The sequence below is a fragment of the gamma proteobacterium symbiont of Scutellera amethystina genome (assembly GCF_059730845.1).
In genome coordinates, this window is the sequence record NZ_AP035935.1 from 4,123,562 (window position 1) to 4,147,087 (window position 23,526).

The window sequence follows — 23,526 nt, forward strand, 5'->3', positions numbered from 1 at the left end:
CTTACAGCTGACCGGCGGCGGCCAGTTTGGTGAAGGTGTCGGTAAAGCGCAGTTTGATGTTGCCGGCATCGCCCCAGTTACCGGCCGGGGTCGCGACCCCTACCGCATCGGCCCCCGGCGCGCCTTCGCCCAGCAGGCCGTGTTTAAAGGAGAATTCGGCCACCAGCTGCATCGTGGCTTTTAACTGTGGGCTGTCGACAAAATCCAGCGTGGTTTTGGCATCGCTGAACAGGTGTGTCGCGGCAAGCTGCTGATCAAAACCGGCCAGATCGGTACCGGATGCCTGCGCCATCTGCGTGCGCGCCGCTTTGGCACTGTCGCTCTGTCCGGCCATGCTGTGCAGCGTCTCGTACCAGGCGCCGGTCAGCGCTTTGCCGAGCTGAGGATATTTGTTGAGCGTGGCGGTGTTGACCACCAGCAGGTCGAGGATTTCGCCCGGGATCTGCGCTGAGGAGAACACCAGATGGCTGTCCGGCTGCTTCTCTGCTTCCGCCAGCAGCGGATTCCACGTGACGATGGCGTTAACGTCAGCAGTGCCAAACGCCGCCACCAGATCGGCATCGGCGGTGTTAACCACCCTGACGTCTTTCTCGCTCATGCCGGATTTCTCCAGCGCGCGCGCCAGCAGATAGTGTGAGACCGAGAGTTCGACGAGGTTGATGGGTTTGCCTTTCAGCGCGCTGACGCTGTCCGCGCCTTTAAGCAGAATGCCGTCGTTACCGTTGGAGTAGTCGCCGACAATCAGCGCGGTGCTGTCGACGCCGCCAGTGGCCGGAATGGTCAGCGCATCCATGTTGGTCATGGTGCAGCCGTCAAAGCCACCTGCGGTGTACTGATTGACCGACTCGATATAGTCGTTAACCTGCACAAACTGAATATCGATGCCGTACTTATCGGCCCACTTTTTCACGATGCCGCTTTGCTGGGCGTAATCCCACGGCATCCAGCCAGCGTAGATGGACCAGCAAAGCTTAAAGGATGGTTTAGCGGCGGCCAGCGACGGAACGCTGAACAGGGCGACGCTGCAAATCAGCAGCAGGCGCAGACAGGCTTTAATCATGATGATTCCTCTGGCGTTAACGGACGAAAATCAGGCAGGAGGCGGCGAGCAACGTTCTCGCTTTCCTCCCGGGCTTTTTTCCCGCCGTGTAACCGTCAGAGGACGGTCGGTCACTCTCGGACCAGCATCTCGCGATCGGAACCCTAGTGACCCATTGCAAATTGTGTGGCGACGTCGGTTGCCCGCGATCGCTCCTGCATCTGCCAGAAAGCAGGCAATATCAATGCCAGGTTGCTATCAGCCTGAATTACATATGTTATTGCACAGCGCTGCGCTCGCAGGCAGGCTGGGCTGCACAGTTCTGCAGCAGGCACGCACCAGCGTGAAGCACTGCAGACCAGCCGTTGTACAGCCGGGGCCATTGCACTATTCTTTAGGACCTTTCCCAGCGAATCGAATTTAGCCATCGTCACAACAGGAGTTGAATTATGGCGTCAGGAATTTCCCGCATCTGGATGCGTAGCGGCATGCTGCTGACCGGCGTGCTACTTGTGCTGCAGCTTACCGCCTGCGGCGATAAAGAGGGCGATCAGCGCAAAGCCTTTACTGATTTTCTGCAAAACACCGTGATGCGCAGCGGTGAACATCTGCCCAGCCTGAGCGAAAACCAGAAGCAAACCTTCGGTAATTACGCCAGTGATTACGCCATCCTGTATGGCTTCTCGCAGCAGGTGAATCAGGCGGTGGATCAGGGCATGCGCCCGGTGGTTGATGAGCTGGCGGCCATCCGCGTGCCGCAGGATTATCTGACGCGCCGCGACAGCCTGCGCCAGGCGAGCGGCAATCTGAGCGTGCTGACGCAGCAGATTCAGAGCGCCAAAATGCAGGCCGACAGCAGCAAAGCCACGCTGAAGCAGCCGGACGATCTGAAGAAAGTGTACGACAGCGTGTACGCTAAAGTGGTGACTCAGCCAGCCAGCACGCTGATTCCGCTGCTGCCGCAGCTGCAGGCGCTGAGCCAGTCGGCAGTTCAGGCCGGCGATTATCTGCAGTCGCAGGGCGCACGCGTCAGCTTCAATGACGGCGGCGTTCAGTTCCCGACGCAGGAGCAGGCCACGCAGTACAACACGCTGATGAGTAATCTCGCCAGCAATACGCAGGCGCTGACCCAGGCACAAAATGCCGTACAGGGTGGTTTGCAGTAAGCCGCTCAGCGGGCAGTTCTCCCCTGCCCGCTTTTTCAGATTTTCGTCACTTCCTTACATCGGCTTTTTCTGTCAGCACAGAGTGTGATCTGGCGCATTTTCAACCAAAAATAGTTTGTGATCTCAATCACATTTGTGAAACAAACCGGCCCAGGTGAAAGGTGATTTTTGTCACATTTCTACCGCTAATGCGCGCATTTTTTCGCCGGCGTTGCTTTCTTACAGGGTATTTTTGTGATCAAAGTCACCTTTAATCCCCCTGCCCACCCCAACTTAGCGTGATATGTATCACACTTTTTCCTGACGCTACGCAGTGTAATCAACTAGTGCTAGAGTCCGCGTGCATACAGTAATGCCACGGCCCCCGCCGTAACGTCTTAACAAAAACAAACGCGCTCTCTTATTGCAGCGCGTCTCAATAAGGGGTGGGTTTATGTCCTCATCAGTCAAGGTCAAGGTTCAGAGCTTTGGTCGCTTTCTGAGTAATATGGTGATGCCAAACATCGGTGCGTTTATCGCCTGGGGTATCATCACAGCACTGTTCATTCCAACCGGATGGATTCCTAACGAAACGCTGGCCAAGCTGGTCGGCCCGATGATTACCTACCTGCTGCCGTTGCTCATCGGCTTCACCGGTGGTCGTCTGGTGGGTGGCGATCGCGGCGGCGTGGTCGGTGCCATCACCACCATGGGCGTGATCGTCGGTGCCGATATGCCGATGTTCCTTGGCTCGATGATTGCCGGTCCGCTGGGCGGCTGGGCGATCAAGTCGTTTGACCGCGCGGTTGACGGCAAAATCAAAAGCGGCTTCGAGATGCTGGTCAACAACTTCTCGGCCGGTATTATCGGTATGCTGCTGGCGCTGCTGGCCTTCCTCGCTATCGGTCCGCTGGTAGAAGGTCTGTCACACATTCTCGCCGCCGGCGTAAACCTGATGGTGCAGAACAACCTGCTGCCGCTGACCTCAATCTTTGTTGAACCGGCGAAAATCCTGTTCCTCAATAACGCCATCAACCACGGTATCTTCTCGCCGCTGGGTATCCAGCAGGCCAGCGAAGCGGGCAAATCGATCTTCTTCCTGATTGAAGCGAACCCGGGTCCGGGTATGGGCGTGCTGGTTGCTTATATGATCTTCGGCCGCGGCAGCGCCAAGCAGTCGGCGGGCGGTGCAGCGATCATCCACTTCCTTGGCGGTATCCACGAAATCTACTTCCCGTACGTGCTGATGGCGCCGCGCCTGCTGCTGGCAGTAATCCTCGGCGGTATGACTGGCGTGTTCACCCTGACGCTGCTGAACGGCGGTCTGGTATCACCAGCTTCACCAGGTTCGATTCTGGCCGTGCTGGCGATGACGCCAAAAGGCGCTTACTTCGCTAACATCGCGGCTATCGTTGCGGCTTTCGCCGTCTCCTTCGTGGTCTCCTCGATTCTGCTGAAAACCAGCAAAGTAAAAGAAGAAGACGACATTGAAGCGGCGACCCAGCGCATGAAAGACATGAAAGCGCAGTCAAAAGGCCAGGCCGTTGCCGGTTCACCGGTGGTAGCCGATGCCAGCAGCGTTGACGTCAGCCACGTGCGCAAAATCATCGTCGCCTGTGATGCCGGTATGGGCTCCAGCGCGATGGGTGCAGGCGTGCTGCGCAAGAAGGTGCAGGATGCGGGCCTGAGCAATATCTCTGTGACCAACAGCGCGATTAACTCGCTGCCGGGCGATGTTGATCTGGTGATTACTCACCGCGATCTGACCGAACGTGCGATGCGTCAGGCGCCACAGGCGCAGCACATCTCGCTGAACAACTTCCTCGACAGCGCGCTGTACACCAACCTGACTGAGCGTCTGGTGGCGGCGAACCGCAGCGAAGCCCACCGTGAAACAGTGCAGACCGCGCTGGCAGACAGCTATGACGACGGCAGCGCGCACCTGTTCAAACTGGGCGCTGATAACGTGTTCCTCGGCCTGAGCGCCAGCAATAAAGAGCAGGCGATTCGCTTCGCCGGCGAGCAGCTGGTGAAAGGCGGTTACGTGCAGCCGGAATACGTTGAAGCGATGCTGGCGCGCGAGCAGCTGACGCCAACCTACCTCGGTGAATCCATCGCTGTGCCGCACGGCACCGTCGAAGCCAAAGACCGCGTGCTGAAAACCGGCGTGGTATTCTGTCAGTATCCGGCCGGCGTGCAGTTTGGCGATGAGCCGGACGAAGTCGCGCGACTGGTGATTGGTATTGCCGCACGCAATAACGAACACATTCAGGTGATCACCAGCCTGACCAATGCGCTCGACGACGATAGCGTAATTGAGAAGCTGGCGAACACCACCAGCGTGCAGGATGTGCTGGATCTGCTGTCTGGCAGCACTGCCAACGCGTAATTCGCGGTTTTAACTTCCCTGGGGCGGGCAAGCCCGTCCCCACTTTCCGGGGCGGACATGCCCGCCCCTTCGTCATTTGATATGGGTCAAATTTATGAAAGCGTTACATTTTGGAGCAGGTAACATCGGCCGTGGATTTATCGGTAAGCTGCTGGCGGATGCCGGTATCGAACTGGTGTTTGCTGATGTGAATCAGGTGGTGCTTGATGCCCTTAACGCCCGTCATGAGTATCCGGTTCACGTGGTGGGCGAGCAGGCGCAGGTTGAAATCGTTACCGGCGTCAGCGCGGTGAACAGCACCAGCGACGACATCGTCACGCTGATTGCTGAGGTTGATATCGTTACCACGGCGGTTGGTCCGCAGATCCTTGAGCGCATCGCAGGCAGCGTGGCGCAGGGTCTGGCCAAACGCAGTGACAACGGTAATGTCCGTCCGCTGAATATCATCGCCTGTGAAAACATGGTGCGCGGCACCAGCCAGCTGAAGCAGCACGTACTGAAAGCGCTGCCGCAGCAATATCATGCGTGGGTTGAAGAGCACGTTGGCTTTGTTGATTCGGCAGTTGACCGCATCGTGCCGCCATCTGAAGCCGGCAGCACCGATCCGCTGGAAGTCACGGTAGAAACCTTCAGCGAGTGGATCGTCGACAAAACCCAATTCAAAGGCGCATTGCCGGACATTCCTGGCATGGAGCTGACCGATAACCTGATGGCATTCGTCGAGCGCAAGCTGTTTACCCTCAACACCGGCCACGCCATTACCGCTTATCTTGGCCAGCTGGCCGGTCACGCCACCATTCGCGAAGCCATTCTTGACCAGAAAGTACGTGCCGTGGTGCAGGGCGCGATGCAGGAGAGCGGCGCGGTGCTGATCAAGCGTTATGGTTTCGATGCGGAGAAACATGCCGCGTATATCCAGAAAATCCTCACGCGTTTCGAAAACCCGTACCTGAAAGATGACGTCGAGCGCGTGGGCCGTCAGCCGCTGCGCAAGCTGAGCGCCGGCGATCGCCTGATCAAGCCGACGCTGGGCACGCTGGAGTATCAGCTGCCGCACGCCAGCCTGGTGCAGGGCATTGCCGCCGCGATGCACTATCGCAGCGAAGCCGATCCGCAGGCGCAGGAGCTGGCGTCACTGATCGCGCAGAAAGGCCCACAGGCGGCGCTGGCGGAGATTTCTGGCCTTGATGCCAATAGCGAAGTGGTGAGCTCAGTGGTGAGCGCTTACCACGCTATGGCATAATGCGCGCCCTTTAGTGGTCAATTCGGGCACGGCAGCCGCGTGCCCGTCGACGGTAGCTGAATGATGCAGGCAATAATGGAAGAGAAGCAGGCTTTTGAAAACCGGGTGCTTGAGCGGCTGAACGCCGGTCGTTCGGTGAGAAGCTTCCTGATCGCCGCTGTCGAACTGCTGGCGGAAGCAGTCAATCTGCTGGTGCTGCAGGTCTTTCGCAAAGACGACTACGCGGTGAAATATGCGGTGGAACCGCTGCTGCTGGGCGACGGCCCGCTGGGCGAGCTGTCGGTACGCCTGAAGCTCATCTACGGCCTGGGGGTGATCAATCGCCACGAATACGAAGACTGCGAGCTGCTGCTGGCGCTGCGTGAGGAGCTGAATCACGACACCAGCGACTACCGCTTTACCGACGATGAAATACTCGGCCCGTTCGGCGAACTGCACTGCGTGCTGGCCTGGCCGCCGCAACCCGATTTCACCCGCGACGACGCCGCGCTGCGCGCCATGCAGCAGCAGCGCTACCTGCAGATGGTGCGATCCACCATGGTGCTGTCGCTGACCGAGCTGATTTCCCGTATCTCGCACAAACAGGCCTTCAAGAAGCCCGCCTTGTAACGCTTCCCCTGCGGCGCTGTCGCCACGCGCCGCTGTTCTCTCCGCCGCAGACAAAATATTACGCAGGATATTGATGCAGCGCTTTTTTTGGCGGTTGATGATTTTGCCAACAATCGTCAGATAGCGATATACTTACCGCTCCTGTGGCAAACAGACGACATCCCTATGAAATACGATACATCTGAACTCTGCGACATCTACCATGAAGAAGTGAACGTTGTTGAACCGCTTTTTTCGAACTTTGGTGGGCGCACCTCATTCGGTGGTCAAATTACCACAGTGAAATGTTTCGAAGACAACGGCCTGCTGTATGACCTGCTCGAAGAGAACGGTCGCGGTCGCGTGCTGCTGGTCGATGGCGGCGGCTCAGTGCGGCGCGCGCTGGTTGACGCACAGTTAGCAAGACTGGCGGCGCAAAACGAGTGGGAAGGCATCGTGGTGTACGGCTCGGTTCGCCAGGTCGATGAGCTGGAAGAGCTGGAGATCGGCATTCAGGCGATTGCGGCCATTCCGGCTGGCGCCGCAGGCGAAGGCATCGGCGAGAGCGACGTGCGGGTTAACTTCGGCGGCGTCACCTTCTTCTCCGGCGATCATCTCTACGCCGACAACACCGGCATGATCCTGTCTGAAGACGCACTCGACATCGAGTAAGCGACAAACAAAAACGGGTGCCGCGGCACCCGTTGGTTTAAGCGCTGAGGCTTAAACTTCTTCCATTTTTCCCAGCAGTGCACGCAGGCGCTCCTGCCATACATGCTGCTCTTCTTTCAGGTGCTGATTTTCACGCGCCAGCGCTTCGTGATTGCCGGATGCCTGGCTCATTTCGTTTTTCAGGTTATTATTCTGCTCTTTCAGCTCTTCAATTTCCATCTGCAGCAGGGTGATGGTATCAATCGCCTGCTGTACTTTCGCTTCCAGTTTCTCGAATACTTCAAATGACATCTTTCTGACCTCTCCTAAATCGTGCAAGGCGTTGATAGACCGGGCGTGCCTTAAAATAGTGCGTCCAGCCACGATGTCCCGATTGTATGTAGCCACACCCGGCAAGTCCAGCAGCACAAGGCCTGCGAGGGAAGTCTGTAACACTTTTCAGTTTATACCTGGAAAACGCGCAACTTCGCGCATTTTGCGCGCGGTCACACGCGCGAGGTGCAGCGCAGCGGGGGTTTTTGGCCCTAAACACAGGCAAAAGACGCGAAAACGCGCATTTTTATGACACGGCACACAAAATTCGATTTCGCTATTTCTCGTTTATGCTCGTTAACGATAAATTCACATCAACCCTACATTAGAGCTGGGCGACTCAAGGATTGAGAACAAAAACTGATAAAATTTAACCTCGCTTCAGGAATTCCATTATGAGTCAGACAACGAACACACTCAAAGGTCAGTGCATCGCCGAGTTCCTCGGTACCGGTTTGATCATCTTTTTTGGTGCCGGCTGTGTGGCGGCGCTGAAGCTGGCCGGTGCCGCATTCGGCCAGTGGGAAATTTGTATCATCTGGGGTCTTGCTGTCTCCATGGCGGTTTATCTGAGCGCAGGCGTATCCGGCGCTCACCTCAATCCGGCAGTCACGGTTGCCCTGTGCCTGTTCGCCAACTTCGAAGGCCGCAAAGTTTTACCTTATATTGTGTCGCAAATCGCTGGCGCGTTCTGTGCGGCGGCGCTGGTCTACGGTCTTTACTACAATCTGTTCTTTGATTACGAAGCCAGCCACCAGATGGTACGCGGCAGCGTGCAGAGCCTCGATCTGGCCGGTATCTTCTCCACCTATCCGAACCCGCACATCACCGTGGCGCAGGCGTTCCTGGTGGAAATGGTAATTACCGCCGTGCTGATGGCGGTGATCATGGCGCTGACCGACGACGGCAACGGCGTACCGCGTGGCCCGCTGGCGCCGCTGCTGATTGGTCTGCTGGTGGCGGTGATTGGTGGTTCCATGGGTCCGCTGACCGGCTTCGCCCTGAACCCGGCGCGTGACTTCGGTCCGAAGCTGTTCGCCTTCTTCGCGGGCTGGGGTAACGTGGCGTTCACCGGTGGTAAAGATATTCCTTACTTCCTGGTGCCAATTTTTGGCCCGCTGGTCGGTGCCTGCCTCGGTGCCTTCGGTTATCGTGCGCTGATTGGCCGTCACCTGCCGGGCAACCTTGCAGAAACCAGTAAAACAGAAAAACCGGTCGCGCGCGCTGAGCAGCGTAAAGCGTAAGTTTCATCGTTAATCATCAGGAAACCATAATGACTACGACTGATAAAAAATATATTGTCGCGCTCGATCAGGGCACAACCAGCTCACGTGCCGTGGTGCTCGATCATGACGCCAACATCGTCGCCGTCTCACAGCGCGAATTCACCCAGATCTACCCGAAAGCCGGCTGGGTTGAACACGATCCGATGGACATCTGGGCCTCGCAGAGCTCCACGCTGGTGGAAGTGCTGGCGCACGCTGATATCCGTTCTGACCAGATCGCCGCCATCGGTATCACCAACCAGCGTGAAACCGCGATTGTCTGGGACAAAGAGACCGGCAAACCAATTTACAACGCCATCGTCTGGCAGGATCCACGTACCGCCGACTACTGTAACAAGCTGAAGAAAGAGGGTCTGGAAGAGTACATCCAGCACACCACCGGCCTGGTGATTAACCCGTACTTCTCCGGCACCAAGGTGAAATGGATTCTCGACCACGTGGAAGGCGCACGCGAGCGGGCGAAACGCGGCGAACTGCTGTTCGGTACCGTCGACACCTGGCTGGTGTGGAAAATGACCCAGGGCCGCGTGCACATCACCGATCACACCAACGCATCGCGTACCATGATGTACAACATCCACAAGCTGGAGTGGGATGCACGCATGCTGGAGATTCTGGACATTCCGCGTGAAATGTTGCCGGAAGTGAAAGGATCGTCCGAAATCTACGGCCAGACTAACATTGGTGGTAAGGGCGGTACGCGTATTCCTATCGCCGGTATCGCCGGTGACCAGCAGGCTGCGCTGTATGGTCAGCTGTGTGTGCAGCCTGGCATGGCGAAAAACACCTACGGCACCGGCTGCTTTATGCTGATGAACACCGGTACCGAAGCGGTTACCTCGACTCACGGTCTGCTGACCACCATCGCCTGCGGTCCACGCGGCGAGGTGAACTACGCGCTGGAAGGTGCCGTGTTCATCGGTGGTGCGTCCATTCAGTGGCTGCGCGATGAGATGAAGCTGATCAGCGATGCGGGCGACTCCGAATACTTCGCGATGAAAGTCAAAGACACCAATGGCGTGTACATGGTGCCGGCCTTTACCGGTCTCGGCGCACCGTACTGGGACCCGTATGCGCGCGGCGCAATCTTCGGCCTGACCCGTGGTGCCAATGCCAACCACATCATTCGCGCCACGCTGGAGTCCATCGCTTACCAGACGCGTGATGTGCTGGAAGCGATGCAGAACGATGCCGATACCCGCCTGCAGTCGCTGCGCGTAGATGGCGGTGCGGTGGCCAACAACTTCCTGATGCAGTTCCAGTCCGATATTCTCGGCACGCGCGTGGAGCGTCCGGAAGTGCGCGAAGTGACTGCGCTGGGTGCGGCTTACCTCGCCGGTCTGGCGGTCGGCTTCTGGAACGATCTGGAAGAAGTTCGTGCTAAAGCCGTGGTGGAACGCGAATTCCGTCCAAGCATCGAAACCACCGAACGCAACGTGCGCTATGCCGGCTGGAAAAAAGCCGTGGCACGCGCCCAGGCGTGGGAAGAAGAAGAGTAACACTGTGCTGACCCGCGGCGCCCTGCCGCGGGTTTTTCCCGTCCCCCCTGCCCCGCTGTGCTACACTGCCCGCCTGTTTTTTGTCAGGTGCAGACCATGAAACGAGAACTCGCGATTGAATTTTCCCGTGTGACCGAAGCCGCTGCGTTAGCGGGCTATCACTGGTTAGGACGCGGCGACAAGAATGCCGCCGACGGCGCCGCCGTCAACGCCATGCGCATTATGCTCAACACCATCAACATCGACGGCCAGATCGTGATTGGCGAAGGCGAAATCGACGAAGCGCCGATGCTCTACATTGGTGAGAAAGTCGGTACCGGCCACGGCGATGCAGTGGACATTGCAGTCGATCCTATCGAAGGCACGCGCATGACTGCGATGGGCCAGGCCAACGCGCTGGCAGTGCTGGCGGTGGGCGATAAAGGCAGTTTCCTGCACGCACCTGATATGTATATGGAAAAGCTGATTGTCGGTCCGGGCGCGCGCGGCGCTATCGATCTCAACCTGCCGCTCGCTACTAATCTGCAGGCGATTGCGCAGGCGCTTAATAAACCGCTCAGCCAGCTGACGGTGTCGATTCTCGCCAAACCGCGTCACGATGCGGTCATCGCCCAGCTGCAGCAGCTGGGCGTGCGCGTGTTTGCGTTCCCGGACGGTGACGTCGCGGCCTCGATTCTCACCTGCATGCCGGACAGCGAAGTGGACGTGCTGTATGGCATCGGCGGCGCGCCGGAAGGCGTGGTGTCAGCGGCGGTGATCCGCGCCATGGATGGCGACATGCAGGCGCGCCTGCTGGCTCGTCATCAGGTTAAAGGGGATTCGACCGAAAACCGCCGTCTGGGTGAGCAGGAGCTGCAGCGCTGTGTCGAAATGGGCATCAACGCCGGGGAAGTGCTGACGCTGCAACAGATGGCGCGTAACGATAATGTGATTTTCGCGGCGACCGGCATCACCACGGGCGATCTGCTAAAAGGCATCACGCGCCAGGGCAACATCGCCACCAGCGAAACGCTGCTGGTGCGCGGCAAATCGCGCACCATTCGCCGCATTCAGTCGATCCACTATCTGGACCGCAAAGACGCGGCGCTGCACCCTTTTATCCTGTAACCGTCTGCTTGCCGCTCTCCGGATGACGCGAGAGCGGCCACCAGCACAGCAGCATCACAAGCGACGTCACAAACATCAGCATGCCGAGGCTCGACTGATCGTGCTGCGGCAGCAGCGCTGAGAGCCACGCCACCACGCCGGAACCGAGATTCTGCAGACCGCCAATCAGCGCACCGGCGCTGCCGGCCAGCCACGCGTAGGGCTCCATCGCGCCAGAGGTCGCCAGCGGAAACAGCATGCCGGCACCAAAGAAGAACAGCGCAGCCGGCACCAGCAGCGTCCAGATGTTCATCACGCCAAACCACGCCGGCAGCCACATCAGCAGGCCCGCCAGCAGGCAGCTGTTCACGCCGTACCACATCAGCGTATGCCAGGACTTTTGCTCGCGGCCGGCAAACCAGGCACCGAAAAACGCCGCCGGAATCGGCAGAATAAACAGGATGCTTACCGTCAGCCCGTCCAGCCCCAGCACGCCCGCCATCAGCACGCCACAGCTGGCCTCAAATACCGCGATGCCCGCCAGTGCGCCGATCAACAGCAACAGATAACGCACAAAGTTGCCGTCGCTGAGCAGCGTGATGTAGCGGCGCAGAAACGGTGTCGCGGGCGCATCCGCCGGACGGGTTTCCGGCAGCCAGCGCGCCATCGCCGCCGTTACGCCAACACACAGCAGCAGCAGGAAAGCAAAGCAGGCGTGCCAGCCAAACAGATGGGTCAGCAGCGCGCCGATTACCGGCGCCAGCAGCGGGCTGACCAGAATGCCCATGTTGAGCAGGCTGTTGGCCTGGCGCAGCGCAATGCCAGAATAGAGATCGCGCGGCATGGTGCGCGCCATCACGCCAGCCACGCCGGTGCCCAATCCCTGTACCGCACTGCCCAGCACCAGCACACTCAGCGACGGCGCAAACAGGGCGATCAGCGCGCCCGCCGCGAAGATCGTCATGCCCGCGAGGATCACTGGACGCCGGCCAATGCTGTCCGACAGCGGGCCGTAGATCAGTTGCGATCCGCCGTAGGTCATCAGATAGGCCGCCATCACCTGCTGCATGGCGCCGCTGCGCACGTTAAGCGCCTCTGCCATGTTCGCCATCGCGGGCACATAGATGGTCTGGGCCATCTGTCCGACCGCCACCAGCACAATCAGCATGAACAGCAGGAAGCGGTTTTGCGTATTACTCATCATCATGGAACAAAATGTCTGCCTGAGAAACAAAGTAAAGACAGCACTAAACAGGGCTGTCAGAGAGTTATGGCGGCAAAAATATCAGGAATTGCTGACAAAGCGAGAGGCAGACGTAAAGCGGGAGGACGGGCACCGTCAAGCTTCTGCACCAGGCTGTAACGTGGCCGCTACAGTTGCTGTTCCGTGCTAATGATTTGTCGCAGAGAGCCCTTTGCCCGCTGCGGGGCTGGAAATCTGGCGCTGGGCTGACGAAGATAGTAAGAGAGGAATAAGTCATCATCAGGAGCAAACATGGCTGAGTGGATCAATGCAGAAGTAAAAGAAGTGAAAAACTGGACCGATGCACTGTTCAGTCTGCGCGTTACTGCGCCCATCAACCCTTTTACCGCCGGACAGTTTGCCAAGCTGGCGCTGGAAGTCGATGGTGAACGCGTGCAGCGCGCCTATTCCTACGTTAACGCGCCGCACGATCCGCTGCTGGAGTTCTATCTGGTGACGGTGCCGGAAGGAAAGCTCAGCCCGCGCCTGCAGGCGCTGCAGCCCGGCGATCAGGTGATGGTGACCAAAGAGGCGGCCGGTTTCTTTGTGCTGGATGAGATCCCCGACTGCCAGACGCTGTGGATGCTGGCGACCGGCACGGCGATCGGTCCGTACCTGTCGATTCTGCAACAGGGTGAAGGGCTGGAGCGCTTCGACAACATTGTGCTGGTGCACGCTGCGCGCTATGCCGCCGACCTGAGTTTTCTGCCGCTGATGCAGCAGCTACAGCAGCGTTATCAGGGCAAACTGCACATTCAGACAGTGGTCAGCCGCGAGCAGATGCCCGGTTCACTGCATGGCCGCGTACCGCAGCTGATCGAGAGCGGAGAACTGGAAAACGCCGTGGGCCTGCCGATGCTCGCCGATAGCAGCCATGTGATGCTGTGCGGTAACCCGCAGATGGTGCGCGATACCCAGCAATTGCTGAAAGAGACCCGCGATATGCGTAAGCATTTCAAACGTAAACCCGGCCACATGACCAGCGAGCATTACTGGTAATCGCGCCGGCAGTAAAATGTCAGATTTTTCCCGGCGCGGGTTTTGACTTTCAGCGGTAAAAACCGTTCTAATCGTGGGCTAAGTGAATGATTTAGGGCCGAAGCAATGAAGAATCTGCCAGTCGCGCTGCTGCTCAGCGTCGCACTGACATTTCCCGCCTGGGCGGAGGACGCGCCCGCGCAGGATCGCAACGATCACCTGCCTGCGGCGCCGTATCTGCTGGCGGGTGCGCCCACCTTTGATATGACCATCGCGCAGTTCCGCGAAAAGTACAACGCCGCCAATCCTGACCTGCCGCTGCAGGAGTATCGCGCCATCGACAACCGCGATGACAAGAGCCACCTGACGCGCGCCGCCAGCAAAATCAGCGAAACGCTGTATGCCTCTACGGCGCTGGAACAGGGCACCGGCAAGATTAAAACGCTGCAGATTACCTGGCTGCCGGTACCCAGCCCGGATATGAAAGCGGCGCAGACGCGCGCCATGGATTACATGACTGCGCTGCTGCGCTTTTTTGTGCCCGGTTTATCGCCGGAAGAGGGACACAAAAAGCTCGATGCGTTGCTCAGCGCCGGCAAGGGCGCACGCTATTTTGCCCGTACCGAAGGTGCGCTGCGCTTTGTGGTTGCCGACAACGGTGACAAAGGGCTGACCTTCGCCGTCGAGCCCATCAAACTGGCGCTCGCTACCCTCTGATCTCCCCGGCAAAAATGACGAAAAGCAAAGCCAGCGACCCATTTGATCTCTATACTGTCTGGCAGACATCGCTGCCCCGATGGCAGCGCTATTTCATGAATCGCGTTATGCGGAGGAAAGAATGCGACATCCACTGGTTATGGGTAACTGGAAACTGAATGGCAGCAAGCACATGGCGGGCGAGCTGATTGAAGGTCTGCGCAAAGAGCTGTCAGGAGTGGAAGGCTGCGGTGTGGCGATTGCTCCGCCGGCGATCTATCTGGATCAGGCTAAACACGCGATTTCCGGCAGCCACATTGCGCTGGGTGCGCAGAACGTTGACGTGAACCTGTCTGGCGCTTTCACCGGTGAAACCTCTGCCGAGATGCTGAAAGACATCGGCGCGAAATACATCATCATCGGCCACTCTGAGCGCCGCACCTACCACAAAGAGAGCGACGAGTTCATCGCGAAGAAATTCGCCGTGCTGAAAGCTGCTGGCCTGGTGCCGGTACTGTGCATCGGTGAGACCGAAGCGGAAAACGAAGCGGGCAAAACCGAAGAAGTGTGCGCACGTCAGATCGATGCCGTGCTGGAAACCCAGGGCGCTGCCGCCTTTGAAGGCGTGGTTATCGCCTATGAGCCAGTCTGGGCCATCGGTACCGGCAAATCAGCCACCCCAGCGCAGGCGCAGGCAGTACACAAATTCATTCGTGACCACATCGCGAAGAAAGATGCCGCAATCGCTGAGCAGGTAATTATTCAGTACGGCGGTTCGGTTAACGACAAAAATGCCGCTGAACTGTTCACCCAGCCGGACATCGACGGCGCGCTGGTGGGCGGTGCATCTCTGAAAGCCGACGCTTTCGCCGTGATCGTCAAAGCCGCTGCAGCAGCGAAAAACGCGTAAGTTTCTCACGCAGAGAAAGGCGGCTGATGAGCCGCCTTTTTATTGCCTGATTGGTCGCGACGCGACTTACTCCAGCAAACGGCACTGGTGATCCTGCAGTTCTTCCGCCGAACCGCGATTCAGCTTCAGCCAGTTGCGCTCCAGCGCCAGCAGGGCCAGACGGCCATCCGGCAGCTGGGCCAGCGCCAGCCCGTATTTGCCCATCTCACCGCGCGCATGCGGCACCTCCTCTGCCAGCCGGATGAACACGCTCTGCTGCGCCAGTTCGGCGGTGCTTAGCGTGCGAATCAGCCAGCTATGCCGCAGCAGCGTTGCCGTTTGCCACTGTGCGTTCAGCTTCGGTGCCAGCGTATCCAGCTGCTGACGCACATCCGGTCGCAGGCAGGAGATATGGATGTGCAGCTGATTCTGGGTCCGGCCATACTGTGCGTTGATGGCCAGCGACAGCACGCGGTCGTCGACAGGCGCACCGCGTTTCTGCGCCAGCAGGCTGCGCTGCTGCCAGGCGGCGGCAAACAGATTGGGCGTGGTGGGTTCGAGAAGTATCGGGCTTTCCATGCCGGTGATTTTCGCTATCGGCATCAGCAGATATTGCAGCGGGCCGTTCAAATCTTTGAGCGTCACATAACCCTGCGCCAGATTGACCTGCTGACAGGGTGCCGGCTTACCGTGTTGTGTCATATCCGGCACGCACTTTTCGCTGACGATCTGCCACAGTGCATCAGCGTTTTTATGGAAATGCAGCGCGCCGGCGATCAGTCCGGCAATCAATATGATGAATGCGACAAGCAGCAACTTAAGAGTACGGCGCCCCTGCATGGCCAGATCCTCAGTGATAAGCTGCCAGCATCCTCACCTGTCGCCGATGGAAAGTCACGGCTTTTTCCGCGCCGCAAAGCAAAACGGCCAGCACAGAGCTGACCGTTTCGTTACGATGAAAACGCGGTTACGGTTTCATGACCTGATCGTAGCTGCCACCGTCGGCAAAATGCGCTTTCTGCGCTTTGCTCCAGCCGCCAAACTTGTCATCAATGGTGAACAGTTTGACCGGCGCGAAGCTGCTGGCAAACTTCTTCGCCACCTCAGGATCGCGCGGACGATAATAGTTTTGCGCCGCGATGGTCTGGCCTTCCGGTGAGTAGAGATATTTCAGATACTCTTCTGCCACCTTACGCGTGCCCTGCTCATCCACTACTTTATCGACTACCGAGACCGTCGGTTCAGCAAGGATTGATTCGCTCGGCGTAACGATTTCAAACTTATCTTTGCCCAGCTTATCGACCGCCAGATAGGCTTCGTTTTCCCATGCAATCAGCACATCGCCGATACCGCGCTCAACGAAGGTATTGGTCGCGCCGCGTGCGCCGGAATCCTGCACTTCAACGTTTTTAAACAGCGCTTTGACGTAGGCCAGCGCTTTCGCCTGGTCACCGTGGTTTTGATCCAGCGCCCAGCCCCAGGCCGCCAGATAGTTCCAGCGTGCACCGCCGGAGGTTTTCGGGTTTGGCGTGATCACGGAAACGCCTGGCTTAATCAGATCCGGCCAGTCATGAATGCCTTTAGGATTGCCTTTGCGCACCAGGAACACAATGGTGGAAGTATAAGGTGCCGAGTTGTCTGGCAGACGTTTGATCCAGTTTTTATCAATACGACCGCGGTCAGCAATAGCATCGACGTCGGACTGCAGCGCCAGCGTAACCACATCCGCGCGAATGCCATTGATCACGGAAGTCGCCTGCTTACCGGAACCGCCGTGCGACTGGCGAATCACTACGTTATCGCCGGTTTCCTGCTTGTAGTGCGCGCTAAATGCTTTGTTGTACTGCTCGTACAGCTCACGGGTTGGATCGTAAGAGACGTTTAACAGCTGAATATCCTTAGCCAGAACACTGGTTGAAGCCAGTAACAGGGTGACACCAATACTCCACTTGTTCATTGCTTGCTCTCCCGAGGTCGTTATAGAACAAGACTGACACAAAGCATTCTACGGATTAAAGAATTAAAAATAAGCTGTTATAACTATGGGGAATATAGAGGGGCATAAAAAAGGGCGCGAAAGCGATCGCGCCCGATTTGTCATTGATTAGTAGAGTTTTTTCGCGGTATCCAGCCAGTCACGCTTGAACGGACGCTTCATGTTTTCAATCGCGTCGATGATGTCGTGGTGCACCATCTTCTCGTTCTGAATACCCACGCAGCGACCGCCGTAGCCCTGCAGCAGCAGCTCAATCGAATAAGCGCCCATACGTGATGCCAGGATACGGTCGTAAGCGCATGGCGCACCGCCGCGCTGGATGTGGCCAAGCACGGTGGCTCGGGTTTCACGCTTGGTTTCCGCTTCAATAAAGTGCGCCAGATCGTCGATGTCACAGATGTGTTCGGTGATCGCCACGATGGCGTGTTTTTTACCTTTCGCGATGCCAGCCTGGATTTCTGCCACCAGCTCTTCGCGCGTGTAAGGGATTTCAGGCAGCACGATGAACTCACAGCCACCGGCGATGGCCGCCGCTAAGGTCAGGTCACCGCAGTAGCGGCCCATCACTTCTACGATGGAGATACGCTGATGCGAAGAAGAGGTGTCGCGCAGACGGTCAATCGCTTCAACTACGGTTTCCAGCGCGGTGAAATAACCGATGGTGTAATCGGTACCGGCGACGTCATTGTCGATGGTGCCCGGCAGGCCAATGCACGGGAAACCCATTTCGGTCAGGCGTTTGGCACCCATGTAAGAACCGTCACCGCCGATTACCACCAGCGCATCAATGCCGCGCTTTTTCATGTTTTCGATCGCGACCTGACGCACTTCTTCGTTGCGGAACTCCGGGAAACGCGCCGAACCGAGGAAGGTGCCGCCGCGGTTAATCATGTCCGACACGCTGTAGCGGTCGAGGTTGATCATGCGGTCTTCGTACAAACCCAGATAGCCGTCATAAATACCAAAAACTTCAAGGCCTTCACTCAGCGCGGAACGGACAACTCCGCGAATGGCTGCGTTCATGCCTGGGGCGTCGCCGCCGCTGGTCAGTACTCCGATTTTTTTGATCATGACAACCTCTGGATTGTTCAAAACTAAGGATTATTCCTGCCTGTCGACCGGTGTGGACCAGCTCGCGATCGCACGGCTTAATAGTTGCAGATAGTATATCAAAGGCTTGATGCTGAATTGATTCAGGTCAGACAAGTTTTCGCTAATTTTTTACAGAGTTGTTAGCGTTACGTCATTTTTTTCACGCAATACTATGTTTTATAACGGCTAAAACTGAAAAAAACCCTGCTGATTTTGCGGCACGACAGAACAGGGGTCCTGATGAATGATCACATCTGAGCCGGGAAATTTTTGCCGTAATGCCTGCTCAATTTGATCGGCCACCTGATGCGCCTGCACCAGCGGGAGATGATCGTCCATCTCCAGATGAAGCTGAATAAACCGCGTCGGGCCGGACTGCCGCGTACGTAACGCATGGGCACCGCGTACGCCGGGCCAGTGGCTTACCAGCGCGATAATCGCCTGTTTTTCCTGCTCCGGCAGCGCACGATCGAGCAGCGACTGCACAGCTTCATAGCCCATGCGCAGCGCGTTATAGAGGATATATACGCCGATGCCGAGCGCAAACAGCGCATCCGCACGCTTAAAACCATAACTGCTTAAGCCCAGTGCAACCAGAATCGCGCCGTTCATCACCAAATCCGACTGATAATGCAGCATGTCCGCGCGAATTGCCTGGCTGCGGGTACGCCGCACCACCCAGCGCTGAAAAGCGACCAGTACTAGCGTGGAGCTGAGGGCGATCAGCGTCACAACTACGCCAACCAGCGGCGCGCGCAGCGTTTCCGGCGTGGCCAGATGCTGCAGCCCGGTAAGAAACAGAAACAGCGCCGATCCGGAGATAAACATGCTTTGCGCCAGTGCCGCCAGCGATTCCGCTTTGCCATGACCAAAGGTGTGATCGTCATCAGCAGGCTGCAATGAATAGCGCACCACCAGCAGATTGGTCAGTGACGCGGCGATATCGACCAGCGAATCCACCAGCGCCGCCAGCACGCTGACCGAACCGGTGTACCACCAGGCGAAAATTTTCACGATTAGCAACAGCGTTGCCAGCGTGGTCGCCGCCAGCGCCGCGCGGTTTACCAGTTTTGCGTAGGAAGGTTCCATGCCTTGCCTCGTCAGGCGCTGCAGCACGCCATGCAGTGGAAAATGGCTCAAGTTTATCACCGTCCCGTGCAGACTGCGTGACAGGATAGCGAAACGGATGCAGTTTGCCCGCGAATTCAGGGCAAAAAAAACCCCGCCATCATGGCGGGGAAGACAGGGATGGTGTCTATGGCAAGGAAAACAGGGATACTATGTTACTGGTTACTGCTGGTACTACTCACTGCTTGCAGCGGTGATGATGGCTGCAATCCGGAGAGCCGACGCGCTTCATTCAGGCGCCGCTCAAAATTCTTCTGCAATGTCGCTTGCTGTGCAGGCGTTAGCAGGTGATACATCTGATTACGAACCCGGGCCATCTCGATTTGCAGTTCTACCTGCTCGCGGGCCTGTTTCTCTGCCTGCTGGCGAATAGCCGATTCGTTAAATTTGTCTGCAATGACAAGGTCATGCATAGTTTCTATGTCCTGAACGCTTAACACCGGGCGTTCATGGCGCGCTTGCTGCATCAGGTCGCGCATCTGTTGCCGCTGTTGTTCAGTCAGCTCAATGCCATCGAACATGTGGCTTTGCGGATTTTGCGTCATACTGCCTGTCGTCAATCCGCCGTTATGATGCATCTCGTCAATCGTCGTCGTGTCTGCTGCTTCTGCGCTGGCGTGACTGAGAACCATCGCTGAGGCAAAGACGACGGCGGTTAAGTAGCGCATCGTTTACTCCCGGTTCGTTCCGTTTTGCGATTCAACGAGAGCTAGTGTACGGCGACAGCTGCAAACATCCGTCAGGGGGTGTAAAACTACGTAAAGCGTTGGATTGCCACTATAGGAACACGGTATTTTGCCTGCGGAGGGCAACAAAAAATGAATAAAATCCTGTTGGTTGATGACGACCGCGAATTGACTTCGCTGCTTAAAGAACTGCTTGAAATGGAAGGTTTTGAGGTGATTGTCGCCAGCGATGGCGAGCAGGCGCTCAATCTGCTGGACAACACCGTCGACCTGCTTTTGCTCGATGTCATGATGCCGAAGAAGAACGGTATCGACACGTTAAAAGAGCTACGCCAGCAACATCAAACCCCTGTCATCATGCTGACCGCCCGCGGTAGCGAGCTGGACCGCGTTCTGGGCCTGGAACTGGGCGCGGATGACTATCTGCCAAAGCCGTTCAACGATCGCGAACTGGTGGCGCGTATCCGTGCGATTCTGCGCCGTTCCAACTGGAGCGAACAGCAGCAACAGCACGATAACAGCTCACCGACGCTGGAAGTGGATTGCCTGCGCCTGAATCCGGGCCGTCAGGAAGCCAGCTTCGACAGCGAAACGCTGGATCTCACCGGCACCGAGTTCACCCTGCTCTACTTACTGGCGCAGCATCTTGGCCAGGTGGTGTCACGCGAGCATCTCAGCCAGGAAGTGCTGGGCAAGCGCCTGACGCCGTTTGACCGCGCCATCGATATGCACATCTCCAACCTGCGTCGTAAGCTGCCGGAACGTCGTGATGGTCATCCGTGGTTCAAAACTCTGCGCGGACGCGGCTATCTGATGGTTTCGGCATCATGATTGGAAGTTTGACCACCCGCATCTTCGCCATCTTCTGGCTCACCCTGGCGCTGGTGTTGATGCTGGTACTGATGGTGCCCAAACTCGATTCGCGCCAGATGACCTCGCTGATGGAGAGCGAACAGCGCCAGGGCACCATGATTGAGCAACACGTTGAGGCGGAGCTGTCACAGGATCCGCCCAACGACCTGATGTGGTGGCGCCGGCTGTTTCGCGCCATCGACAAATGGGCACCGCCCGGTCAGCGCCTGCTGCTGGTGACCAGCGAAGGACGGGTGATCGGTGCGCAGCACAATGAAATGCAGGTGATCCGTAACTTTATCGGCCAGTCCGATAATGCCGATCATCCGCAGAAGAAAAAGTATGGCCGCGTCGAGATGGTCGGCCCCTTCGCGGTGCGCGACGGCGAAGACAATTACCAGCTGTATCTGATCCGTCCCGCCACCAGTTCCCAGCTCGATTTCGTCAACCTGCTGTTTGACCGTCCTCTGCTGCTGCTCATCGTCACGATGTTAATCAGCTCACCGCTGCTGCTGTGGCTGGCGTGGAGCCTGGCGCGTCCGGCACGCAAACTAAAACATGCCGCGGATGAAGTGGCGAGCGGAAATTTGCGTCAGCATCCGGAACTGGAATCGGGCCCGCAGGAATTTCTCGCAGCCGGCTCCAGTTTCAACCAGATGGTGAGCGCGCTCGAACGCATGATGACGGCACAGCAGCGACTGCTGTCGGATATCAGCCATGAATTACGCACGCCGCTGACGCGTCTGCAGCTGGCGACTGCGCTACTGCGCCGGCGTCATGGCGAAGGCAAAGAACTGGAGCGTATTGAGACCGAAGCGCAGCGTCTGGACGGCATGATCAACGACTTGCTGGTACTGTCGCGCACCCAGCATAAGAACGCGCTGGTGAGCGAAGCGATGAAGGCCAACCAGCTGTGGAATGGCGTGCTGGAAGATGCCAAATTCGAAGCGGAGCAGATGGGTAAAACCATGGACGTGCCGTATCCGCCCGGTCCGTGGCCGCTGTACGGTAACCCGCACGCGCTGGAAAGCGCGCTGGAGAACATTGTGCGCAACGCGCTGCGCTATTCGCACACGCACATCAGCGTTAGCTTTGCCGTGGATATTCAGGGCATTACCGTGCACGTCGACGACGACGGTCCCGGCGTCAGCCCGGAAGATCGCGAGCAGATTTTCCGTCCGTTCTACCGCACCGATGAAGCGCGTGACCGTGAATCCGGCGGCACCGGGCTCGGGCTGGCGATTGTCGAAACCGCCGTGCAACAGCACCGCGGCTGGGTGAAAGCCGATGATAGCCCGTTAGGCGGTCTGCGCCTGACGCTGTGGCTGCCGCTGTACTCCGCCCGGCAATAATTTGCTATGCTGCGGCCCTCGTTTCCGGGGGCCTTATGCTAAACATCGTCTTATTTGAACCTGAAATCCCGCCAAATACCGGCAACATCATCCGCCTGTGCGCCAATACCGGCTTTCAGCTGCACCTGATTGAGCCGTTAGGCTTCGCCTGGGATGATAAACGCCTGCGCCGCGCCGGACTGGATTACCATGAATATACCGCGCTGAAAAAGCACGCCAGCTACGTCGCTTTTCTGGCGGCGGAAGCGCCACAGCGCTTATTCGCGCTGACCACCAAAGGCACACCGGCGCACAGCGCCGTCAGCTATCAGCCGGGCGACTATCTGCTGTTTGGCCCGGAGAGCCGTGGCTTACCGCCAGAAATTCTTAATGCGTTACCGGCAGAACAGAAGATCCGCATTCCGATGCGCGCGGAGAGCCGCAGCATGAACCTGTCGAATGCAGTTTCAGTGGTGGTGTATGAGGCGTGGCGCCAGCTGGATTATGCGGGCGCGCTGATCAAAGGCTAGATGCCGTCGCCGTACTCAAACCCGGCGCCGGTGAAATGCTGATCCATATCCATCGACGGTTTGTCGCTGGCTGGTTTACCGACAATGCGCGCCGGCACGCCGGCCGCCGTGGTATGGGGCGGCACCGGCTGCAAGACCACCGAACCGGCGCCGATTTTGGCACCGCGCCCGACTTCAATATTGCCAAGGATTTTGGCACCCGCGCCAATCATCACCCCTTCACGGATCTTCGGATGGCGATCGCCGCTGGTTTTACCGGTACCGCCCAGCGTGACCGACTGCAGAATGGAGACGTCATTTTCCACCACAGCCGTTTCACCAATCACGATGCCGGTGGCGTGATCCAGCATGATGCCACGCCCGATGCGCGCCGCCGGATGAATATCCACGGCGAATGAGACCGAGATTTCGTTTTGCAGATACACCGCCAGCGCGCGCCGTCCCTCTTTCCACAGCCAGTGGCCAATACGGTACGCCTGCAGCGCGTGGAAGCCCTTCAGATAGAGTAATGGCGTGGAATATTTGTCGACCGCCGGATCGCGCTGACGCACTGCCTGAATATCGTACGCGGCCGAGACAATCATCTCAGGATCCTGACGATAGGCTTCTTCAACAATTTCGCGTATGGCAATAGCGGGCATGATCGGGTTAGCGAGCTTGTTAGCCAGCATGTAGCTGAGCGCGCTGCCGAGATTTTCGTGCTTGAGCAAGGTCGCATGGTAAAAACTGGCCAGCATCGGTTCACAATCGGCCAGCGCTCTGGCTTCGGCTTTGATATGGTTCCAGACCAGTTCTAACTCTTCAGACGACATTGCTGTTTGCTCCCGATAAAAAAGCGCCCGATTA

At 57.7% G+C, this 23,526-nt stretch carries 23 protein-coding genes and 1 riboswitch; of the genes, 14 read left to right on the top strand and 9 right to left on the bottom strand.

Going from position 1 to position 23,526, the window contains the following annotated elements; translation table 11 throughout:
* Nucleotide 1: 1 nt before the first annotated feature.
* Nucleotides 2-1,060, bottom strand: a complete 1,059-nt coding sequence (locus tag AC6I79_RS19450; protein ID WP_058758070.1) for a putative urea ABC transporter substrate-binding protein — start codon at nucleotides 1,058-1,060, stop codon at nucleotides 2-4.
* Between the two features lie 63 nt (nucleotides 1,061-1,123).
* Nucleotides 1,124-1,218, bottom strand: a riboswitch (guanidine-I (ykkC/yxkD leader).
* A gap of 270 nt (nucleotides 1,219-1,488) precedes the next feature.
* Here AC6I79_RS19450 and AC6I79_RS19455 point away from each other — a divergent pair.
* From AC6I79_RS19455 to rraA, 5 genes are all read left to right on the top strand, one after another.
* Nucleotides 1,489-2,205, top strand: a complete 717-nt coding sequence (locus AC6I79_RS19455; protein WP_010616539.1) for a DUF3053 domain-containing protein — start codon at nucleotides 1,489-1,491, stop codon at nucleotides 2,203-2,205.
* A 433-nt stretch (nucleotides 2,206-2,638) separates the two neighbouring features.
* Nucleotides 2,639-4,573, top strand: a complete 1,935-nt coding sequence (locus tag AC6I79_RS19460) for a PTS mannitol transporter subunit IICBA (RefSeq protein WP_058771034.1) — start codon at nucleotides 2,639-2,641, stop codon at nucleotides 4,571-4,573.
* A 94-nt stretch (nucleotides 4,574-4,667) separates the two neighbouring features.
* On the top strand, nucleotides 4,668-5,816 hold the full coding sequence (mtlD, locus tag AC6I79_RS19465; protein ID WP_021507035.1) for a mannitol-1-phosphate 5-dehydrogenase: 1,149 nt from the start codon (nucleotides 4,668-4,670) through the stop codon (nucleotides 5,814-5,816).
* 60 nt (nucleotides 5,817-5,876) lie between these two features.
* Nucleotides 5,877-6,425, top strand: a complete 549-nt coding sequence (gene mtlR, locus AC6I79_RS19470) for a mannitol operon repressor MtlR (protein WP_264441806.1) — start codon at nucleotides 5,877-5,879, stop codon at nucleotides 6,423-6,425.
* Nucleotides 6,426-6,590: 165 nt separating this feature from the next.
* Entirely contained in the window at nucleotides 6,591-7,076 is a 486-nt protein-coding gene (gene rraA, locus AC6I79_RS19475; RefSeq protein ID WP_021507037.1) for a ribonuclease E activity regulator RraA, read from the top strand.
* A gap of 51 nt (nucleotides 7,077-7,127) precedes the next feature.
* Here the strand turns inward: rraA and zapB are convergent, their stop codons facing one another.
* Nucleotides 7,128-7,367, bottom strand: coding sequence for a cell division protein ZapB (gene zapB, locus AC6I79_RS19480; protein WP_021507038.1), 240 nt, complete (start codon nucleotides 7,365-7,367; stop codon nucleotides 7,128-7,130).
* A gap of 416 nt (nucleotides 7,368-7,783) precedes the next feature.
* Between zapB and AC6I79_RS19485 the strand changes: the two genes are divergently transcribed.
* The 3 genes from AC6I79_RS19485 to glpX all read left to right on the top strand — a co-directional run bounded on the left by AC6I79_RS19485 (nucleotide 7,784) and on the right by glpX (nucleotide 11,280).
* A complete protein-coding gene (locus AC6I79_RS19485) occupies nucleotides 7,784-8,632 on the top strand; it encodes an MIP/aquaporin family protein (RefSeq protein ID WP_021507039.1) in 849 nt (282 codons plus the stop codon).
* Nucleotides 8,633-8,661: 29 nt separating this feature from the next.
* Entirely contained in the window at nucleotides 8,662-10,173 is a 1,512-nt protein-coding gene (gene glpK / locus AC6I79_RS19490; RefSeq protein WP_021507040.1) for a glycerol kinase GlpK, read from the top strand.
* A gap of 96 nt (nucleotides 10,174-10,269) precedes the next feature.
* The gene (gene glpX, locus AC6I79_RS19495; protein ID WP_125309586.1) at nucleotides 10,270-11,280 is read left to right on the top strand and encodes a class II fructose-bisphosphatase; all 1,011 of its coding nucleotides are present in this window, start codon (nucleotides 10,270-10,272) and stop codon (nucleotides 11,278-11,280) included.
* Here the strand turns inward: glpX and emrD are convergent.
* Nucleotides 11,270-12,463, bottom strand: a complete 1,194-nt coding sequence (emrD, locus tag AC6I79_RS19500) for a multidrug efflux MFS transporter EmrD (RefSeq protein ID WP_325970617.1) — start codon at nucleotides 12,461-12,463, stop codon at nucleotides 11,270-11,272. The two genes, glpX and emrD, sit on opposite strands and share 11 nt — an antisense overlap.
* Nucleotides 12,464-12,754: 291 nt before the next feature.
* On the opposite strand from emrD, the gene fpr reads away from it, so the two are divergent.
* The 3 genes from fpr to tpiA all read left to right on the top strand — a co-directional run bounded on the left by fpr (nucleotide 12,755) and on the right by tpiA (nucleotide 15,086).
* A complete protein-coding gene (gene fpr, locus AC6I79_RS19505; protein ID WP_241798869.1) occupies nucleotides 12,755-13,501 on the top strand; it encodes a ferredoxin--NADP(+) reductase in 747 nt (248 codons plus the stop codon).
* A 105-nt stretch (nucleotides 13,502-13,606) separates the two neighbouring features.
* Nucleotides 13,607-14,197 (top strand): YiiQ family protein, encoded by a 591-nt coding sequence (locus AC6I79_RS19510; protein ID WP_241798868.1) that lies wholly within the window; start codon nucleotides 13,607-13,609, stop codon nucleotides 14,195-14,197.
* A 121-nt stretch (nucleotides 14,198-14,318) separates the two neighbouring features.
* On the top strand, nucleotides 14,319-15,086 hold the full coding sequence (gene tpiA / locus AC6I79_RS19515; RefSeq protein ID WP_125309590.1) for a triose-phosphate isomerase: 768 nt from the start codon (nucleotides 14,319-14,321) through the stop codon (nucleotides 15,084-15,086).
* A gap of 66 nt (nucleotides 15,087-15,152) precedes the next feature.
* On the opposite strand, the gene AC6I79_RS19520 is transcribed toward tpiA, so the two are convergent.
* From AC6I79_RS19520 to cpxP, 5 genes are all read right to left on the bottom strand, one after another.
* On the bottom strand, nucleotides 15,153-15,905 hold the full coding sequence (locus AC6I79_RS19520; protein ID WP_498027486.1) for a CDP-diacylglycerol diphosphatase: 753 nt from the start codon (nucleotides 15,903-15,905) through the stop codon (nucleotides 15,153-15,155).
* 127 nt (nucleotides 15,906-16,032) lie between these two features.
* The gene (locus AC6I79_RS19525) at nucleotides 16,033-17,022 is read right to left on the bottom strand and encodes a sulfate ABC transporter substrate-binding protein (protein ID WP_211725470.1); all 990 of its coding nucleotides are present in this window, start codon (nucleotides 17,020-17,022) and stop codon (nucleotides 16,033-16,035) included.
* A gap of 147 nt (nucleotides 17,023-17,169) precedes the next feature.
* Complete coding sequence (gene pfkA, locus AC6I79_RS19530; RefSeq protein WP_021507047.1) at nucleotides 17,170-18,132, bottom strand: 6-phosphofructokinase; 963 nt, start codon at nucleotides 18,130-18,132, stop codon at nucleotides 17,170-17,172.
* 207 nt (nucleotides 18,133-18,339) lie between these two features.
* A complete protein-coding gene (fieF, locus tag AC6I79_RS19535) occupies nucleotides 18,340-19,242 on the bottom strand; it encodes a CDF family cation-efflux transporter FieF (RefSeq protein ID WP_494260559.1) in 903 nt (300 codons plus the stop codon).
* A gap of 194 nt (nucleotides 19,243-19,436) precedes the next feature.
* The gene (gene cpxP, locus AC6I79_RS19540) at nucleotides 19,437-19,949 is read right to left on the bottom strand and encodes a cell-envelope stress modulator CpxP (protein ID WP_021507049.1); all 513 of its coding nucleotides are present in this window, start codon (nucleotides 19,947-19,949) and stop codon (nucleotides 19,437-19,439) included.
* A 150-nt stretch (nucleotides 19,950-20,099) separates the two neighbouring features.
* On the opposite strand from cpxP, the gene cpxR reads away from it, so the two are divergent.
* From cpxR to trmL, 3 genes are read left to right on the top strand one after another with little or no spacing between them, the layout of a single operon-like run.
* Nucleotides 20,100-20,798, top strand: coding sequence for an envelope stress response regulator transcription factor CpxR (gene cpxR / locus AC6I79_RS19545; RefSeq protein WP_007885339.1), 699 nt, complete (start codon nucleotides 20,100-20,102; stop codon nucleotides 20,796-20,798).
* A complete protein-coding gene (gene cpxA / locus AC6I79_RS19550) occupies nucleotides 20,795-22,171 on the top strand; it encodes an envelope stress sensor histidine kinase CpxA (protein WP_031279625.1) in 1,377 nt (458 codons plus the stop codon). Before cpxR ends, cpxA begins: the two co-directional genes overlap by 4 nt.
* 35 nt (nucleotides 22,172-22,206) lie before the next feature.
* Nucleotides 22,207-22,680 (top strand): tRNA (uridine(34)/cytosine(34)/5-carboxymethylaminomethyluridine(34)-2'-O)-methyltransferase TrmL, encoded by a 474-nt coding sequence (trmL, locus tag AC6I79_RS19555; RefSeq protein ID WP_058775484.1) that lies wholly within the window; start codon nucleotides 22,207-22,209, stop codon nucleotides 22,678-22,680.
* Here trmL and cysE read toward each other — a convergent pair.
* Complete coding sequence (cysE, locus tag AC6I79_RS19560) at nucleotides 22,677-23,492, bottom strand: serine O-acetyltransferase (RefSeq protein ID WP_021507052.1); 816 nt, start codon at nucleotides 23,490-23,492, stop codon at nucleotides 22,677-22,679. The genes trmL and cysE overlap by 4 nt on opposite strands.
* Nucleotides 23,493-23,526: the final 34 nt, after the last annotated feature.

What these genes read in the sequence shown, in the direction of transcription:
- AC6I79_RS19450 (WP_058758070.1), bottom strand. Translation starts at nt 1,060, where the DNA reads ATGATTAAAGCCTGTCTGCGCCTGCTGCTGATTTGCAGCGTCGCCCTG.
- AC6I79_RS19455 (WP_010616539.1), top strand. Translation starts at nt 1,489, where the DNA reads ATGGCGTCAGGAATTTCCCGCATCTGGATGCGTAGCGGCATGCTGCTG.
- AC6I79_RS19460 (WP_058771034.1), top strand. Translation starts at nt 2,639, where the DNA reads ATGTCCTCATCAGTCAAGGTCAAGGTTCAGAGCTTTGGTCGCTTTCTG.
- mtlD (WP_021507035.1), top strand. Translation starts at nt 4,668, where the DNA reads ATGAAAGCGTTACATTTTGGAGCAGGTAACATCGGCCGTGGATTTATC.
- mtlR (WP_264441806.1), top strand. Translation starts at nt 5,877, where the DNA reads ATGATGCAGGCAATAATGGAAGAGAAGCAGGCTTTTGAAAACCGGGTG.
- rraA (WP_021507037.1), top strand. Translation starts at nt 6,591, where the DNA reads ATGAAATACGATACATCTGAACTCTGCGACATCTACCATGAAGAAGTG.
- zapB (WP_021507038.1), bottom strand. Translation starts at nt 7,367, where the DNA reads ATGTCATTTGAAGTATTCGAGAAACTGGAAGCGAAAGTACAGCAGGCG.
- AC6I79_RS19485 (WP_021507039.1), top strand. Translation starts at nt 7,784, where the DNA reads ATGAGTCAGACAACGAACACACTCAAAGGTCAGTGCATCGCCGAGTTC.
- glpK (WP_021507040.1), top strand. Translation starts at nt 8,662, where the DNA reads ATGACTACGACTGATAAAAAATATATTGTCGCGCTCGATCAGGGCACA.
- glpX (WP_125309586.1), top strand. Translation starts at nt 10,270, where the DNA reads ATGAAACGAGAACTCGCGATTGAATTTTCCCGTGTGACCGAAGCCGCT.
- emrD (WP_325970617.1), bottom strand. Translation starts at nt 12,463, where the DNA reads ATGATGAGTAATACGCAAAACCGCTTCCTGCTGTTCATGCTGATTGTG.
- fpr (WP_241798869.1), top strand. Translation starts at nt 12,755, where the DNA reads ATGGCTGAGTGGATCAATGCAGAAGTAAAAGAAGTGAAAAACTGGACC.
- AC6I79_RS19510 (WP_241798868.1), top strand. Translation starts at nt 13,607, where the DNA reads ATGAAGAATCTGCCAGTCGCGCTGCTGCTCAGCGTCGCACTGACATTT.
- tpiA (WP_125309590.1), top strand. Translation starts at nt 14,319, where the DNA reads ATGCGACATCCACTGGTTATGGGTAACTGGAAACTGAATGGCAGCAAG.
- AC6I79_RS19520 (WP_498027486.1), bottom strand. Translation starts at nt 15,905, where the DNA reads ATGCAGGGGCGCCGTACTCTTAAGTTGCTGCTTGTCGCATTCATCATA.
- AC6I79_RS19525 (WP_211725470.1), bottom strand. Translation starts at nt 17,022, where the DNA reads ATGAACAAGTGGAGTATTGGTGTCACCCTGTTACTGGCTTCAACCAGT.
- pfkA (WP_021507047.1), bottom strand. Translation starts at nt 18,132, where the DNA reads ATGATCAAAAAAATCGGAGTACTGACCAGCGGCGGCGACGCCCCAGGC.
- fieF (WP_494260559.1), bottom strand. Translation starts at nt 19,242, where the DNA reads ATGGAACCTTCCTACGCAAAACTGGTAAACCGCGCGGCGCTGGCGGCG.
- cpxP (WP_021507049.1), bottom strand. Translation starts at nt 19,949, where the DNA reads ATGCGCTACTTAACCGCCGTCGTCTTTGCCTCAGCGATGGTTCTCAGT.
- cpxR (WP_007885339.1), top strand. Translation starts at nt 20,100, where the DNA reads ATGAATAAAATCCTGTTGGTTGATGACGACCGCGAATTGACTTCGCTG.
- cpxA (WP_031279625.1), top strand. Translation starts at nt 20,795, where the DNA reads ATGATTGGAAGTTTGACCACCCGCATCTTCGCCATCTTCTGGCTCACC.
- trmL (WP_058775484.1), top strand. Translation starts at nt 22,207, where the DNA reads ATGCTAAACATCGTCTTATTTGAACCTGAAATCCCGCCAAATACCGGC.
- cysE (WP_021507052.1), bottom strand. Translation starts at nt 23,492, where the DNA reads ATGTCGTCTGAAGAGTTAGAACTGGTCTGGAACCATATCAAAGCCGAA.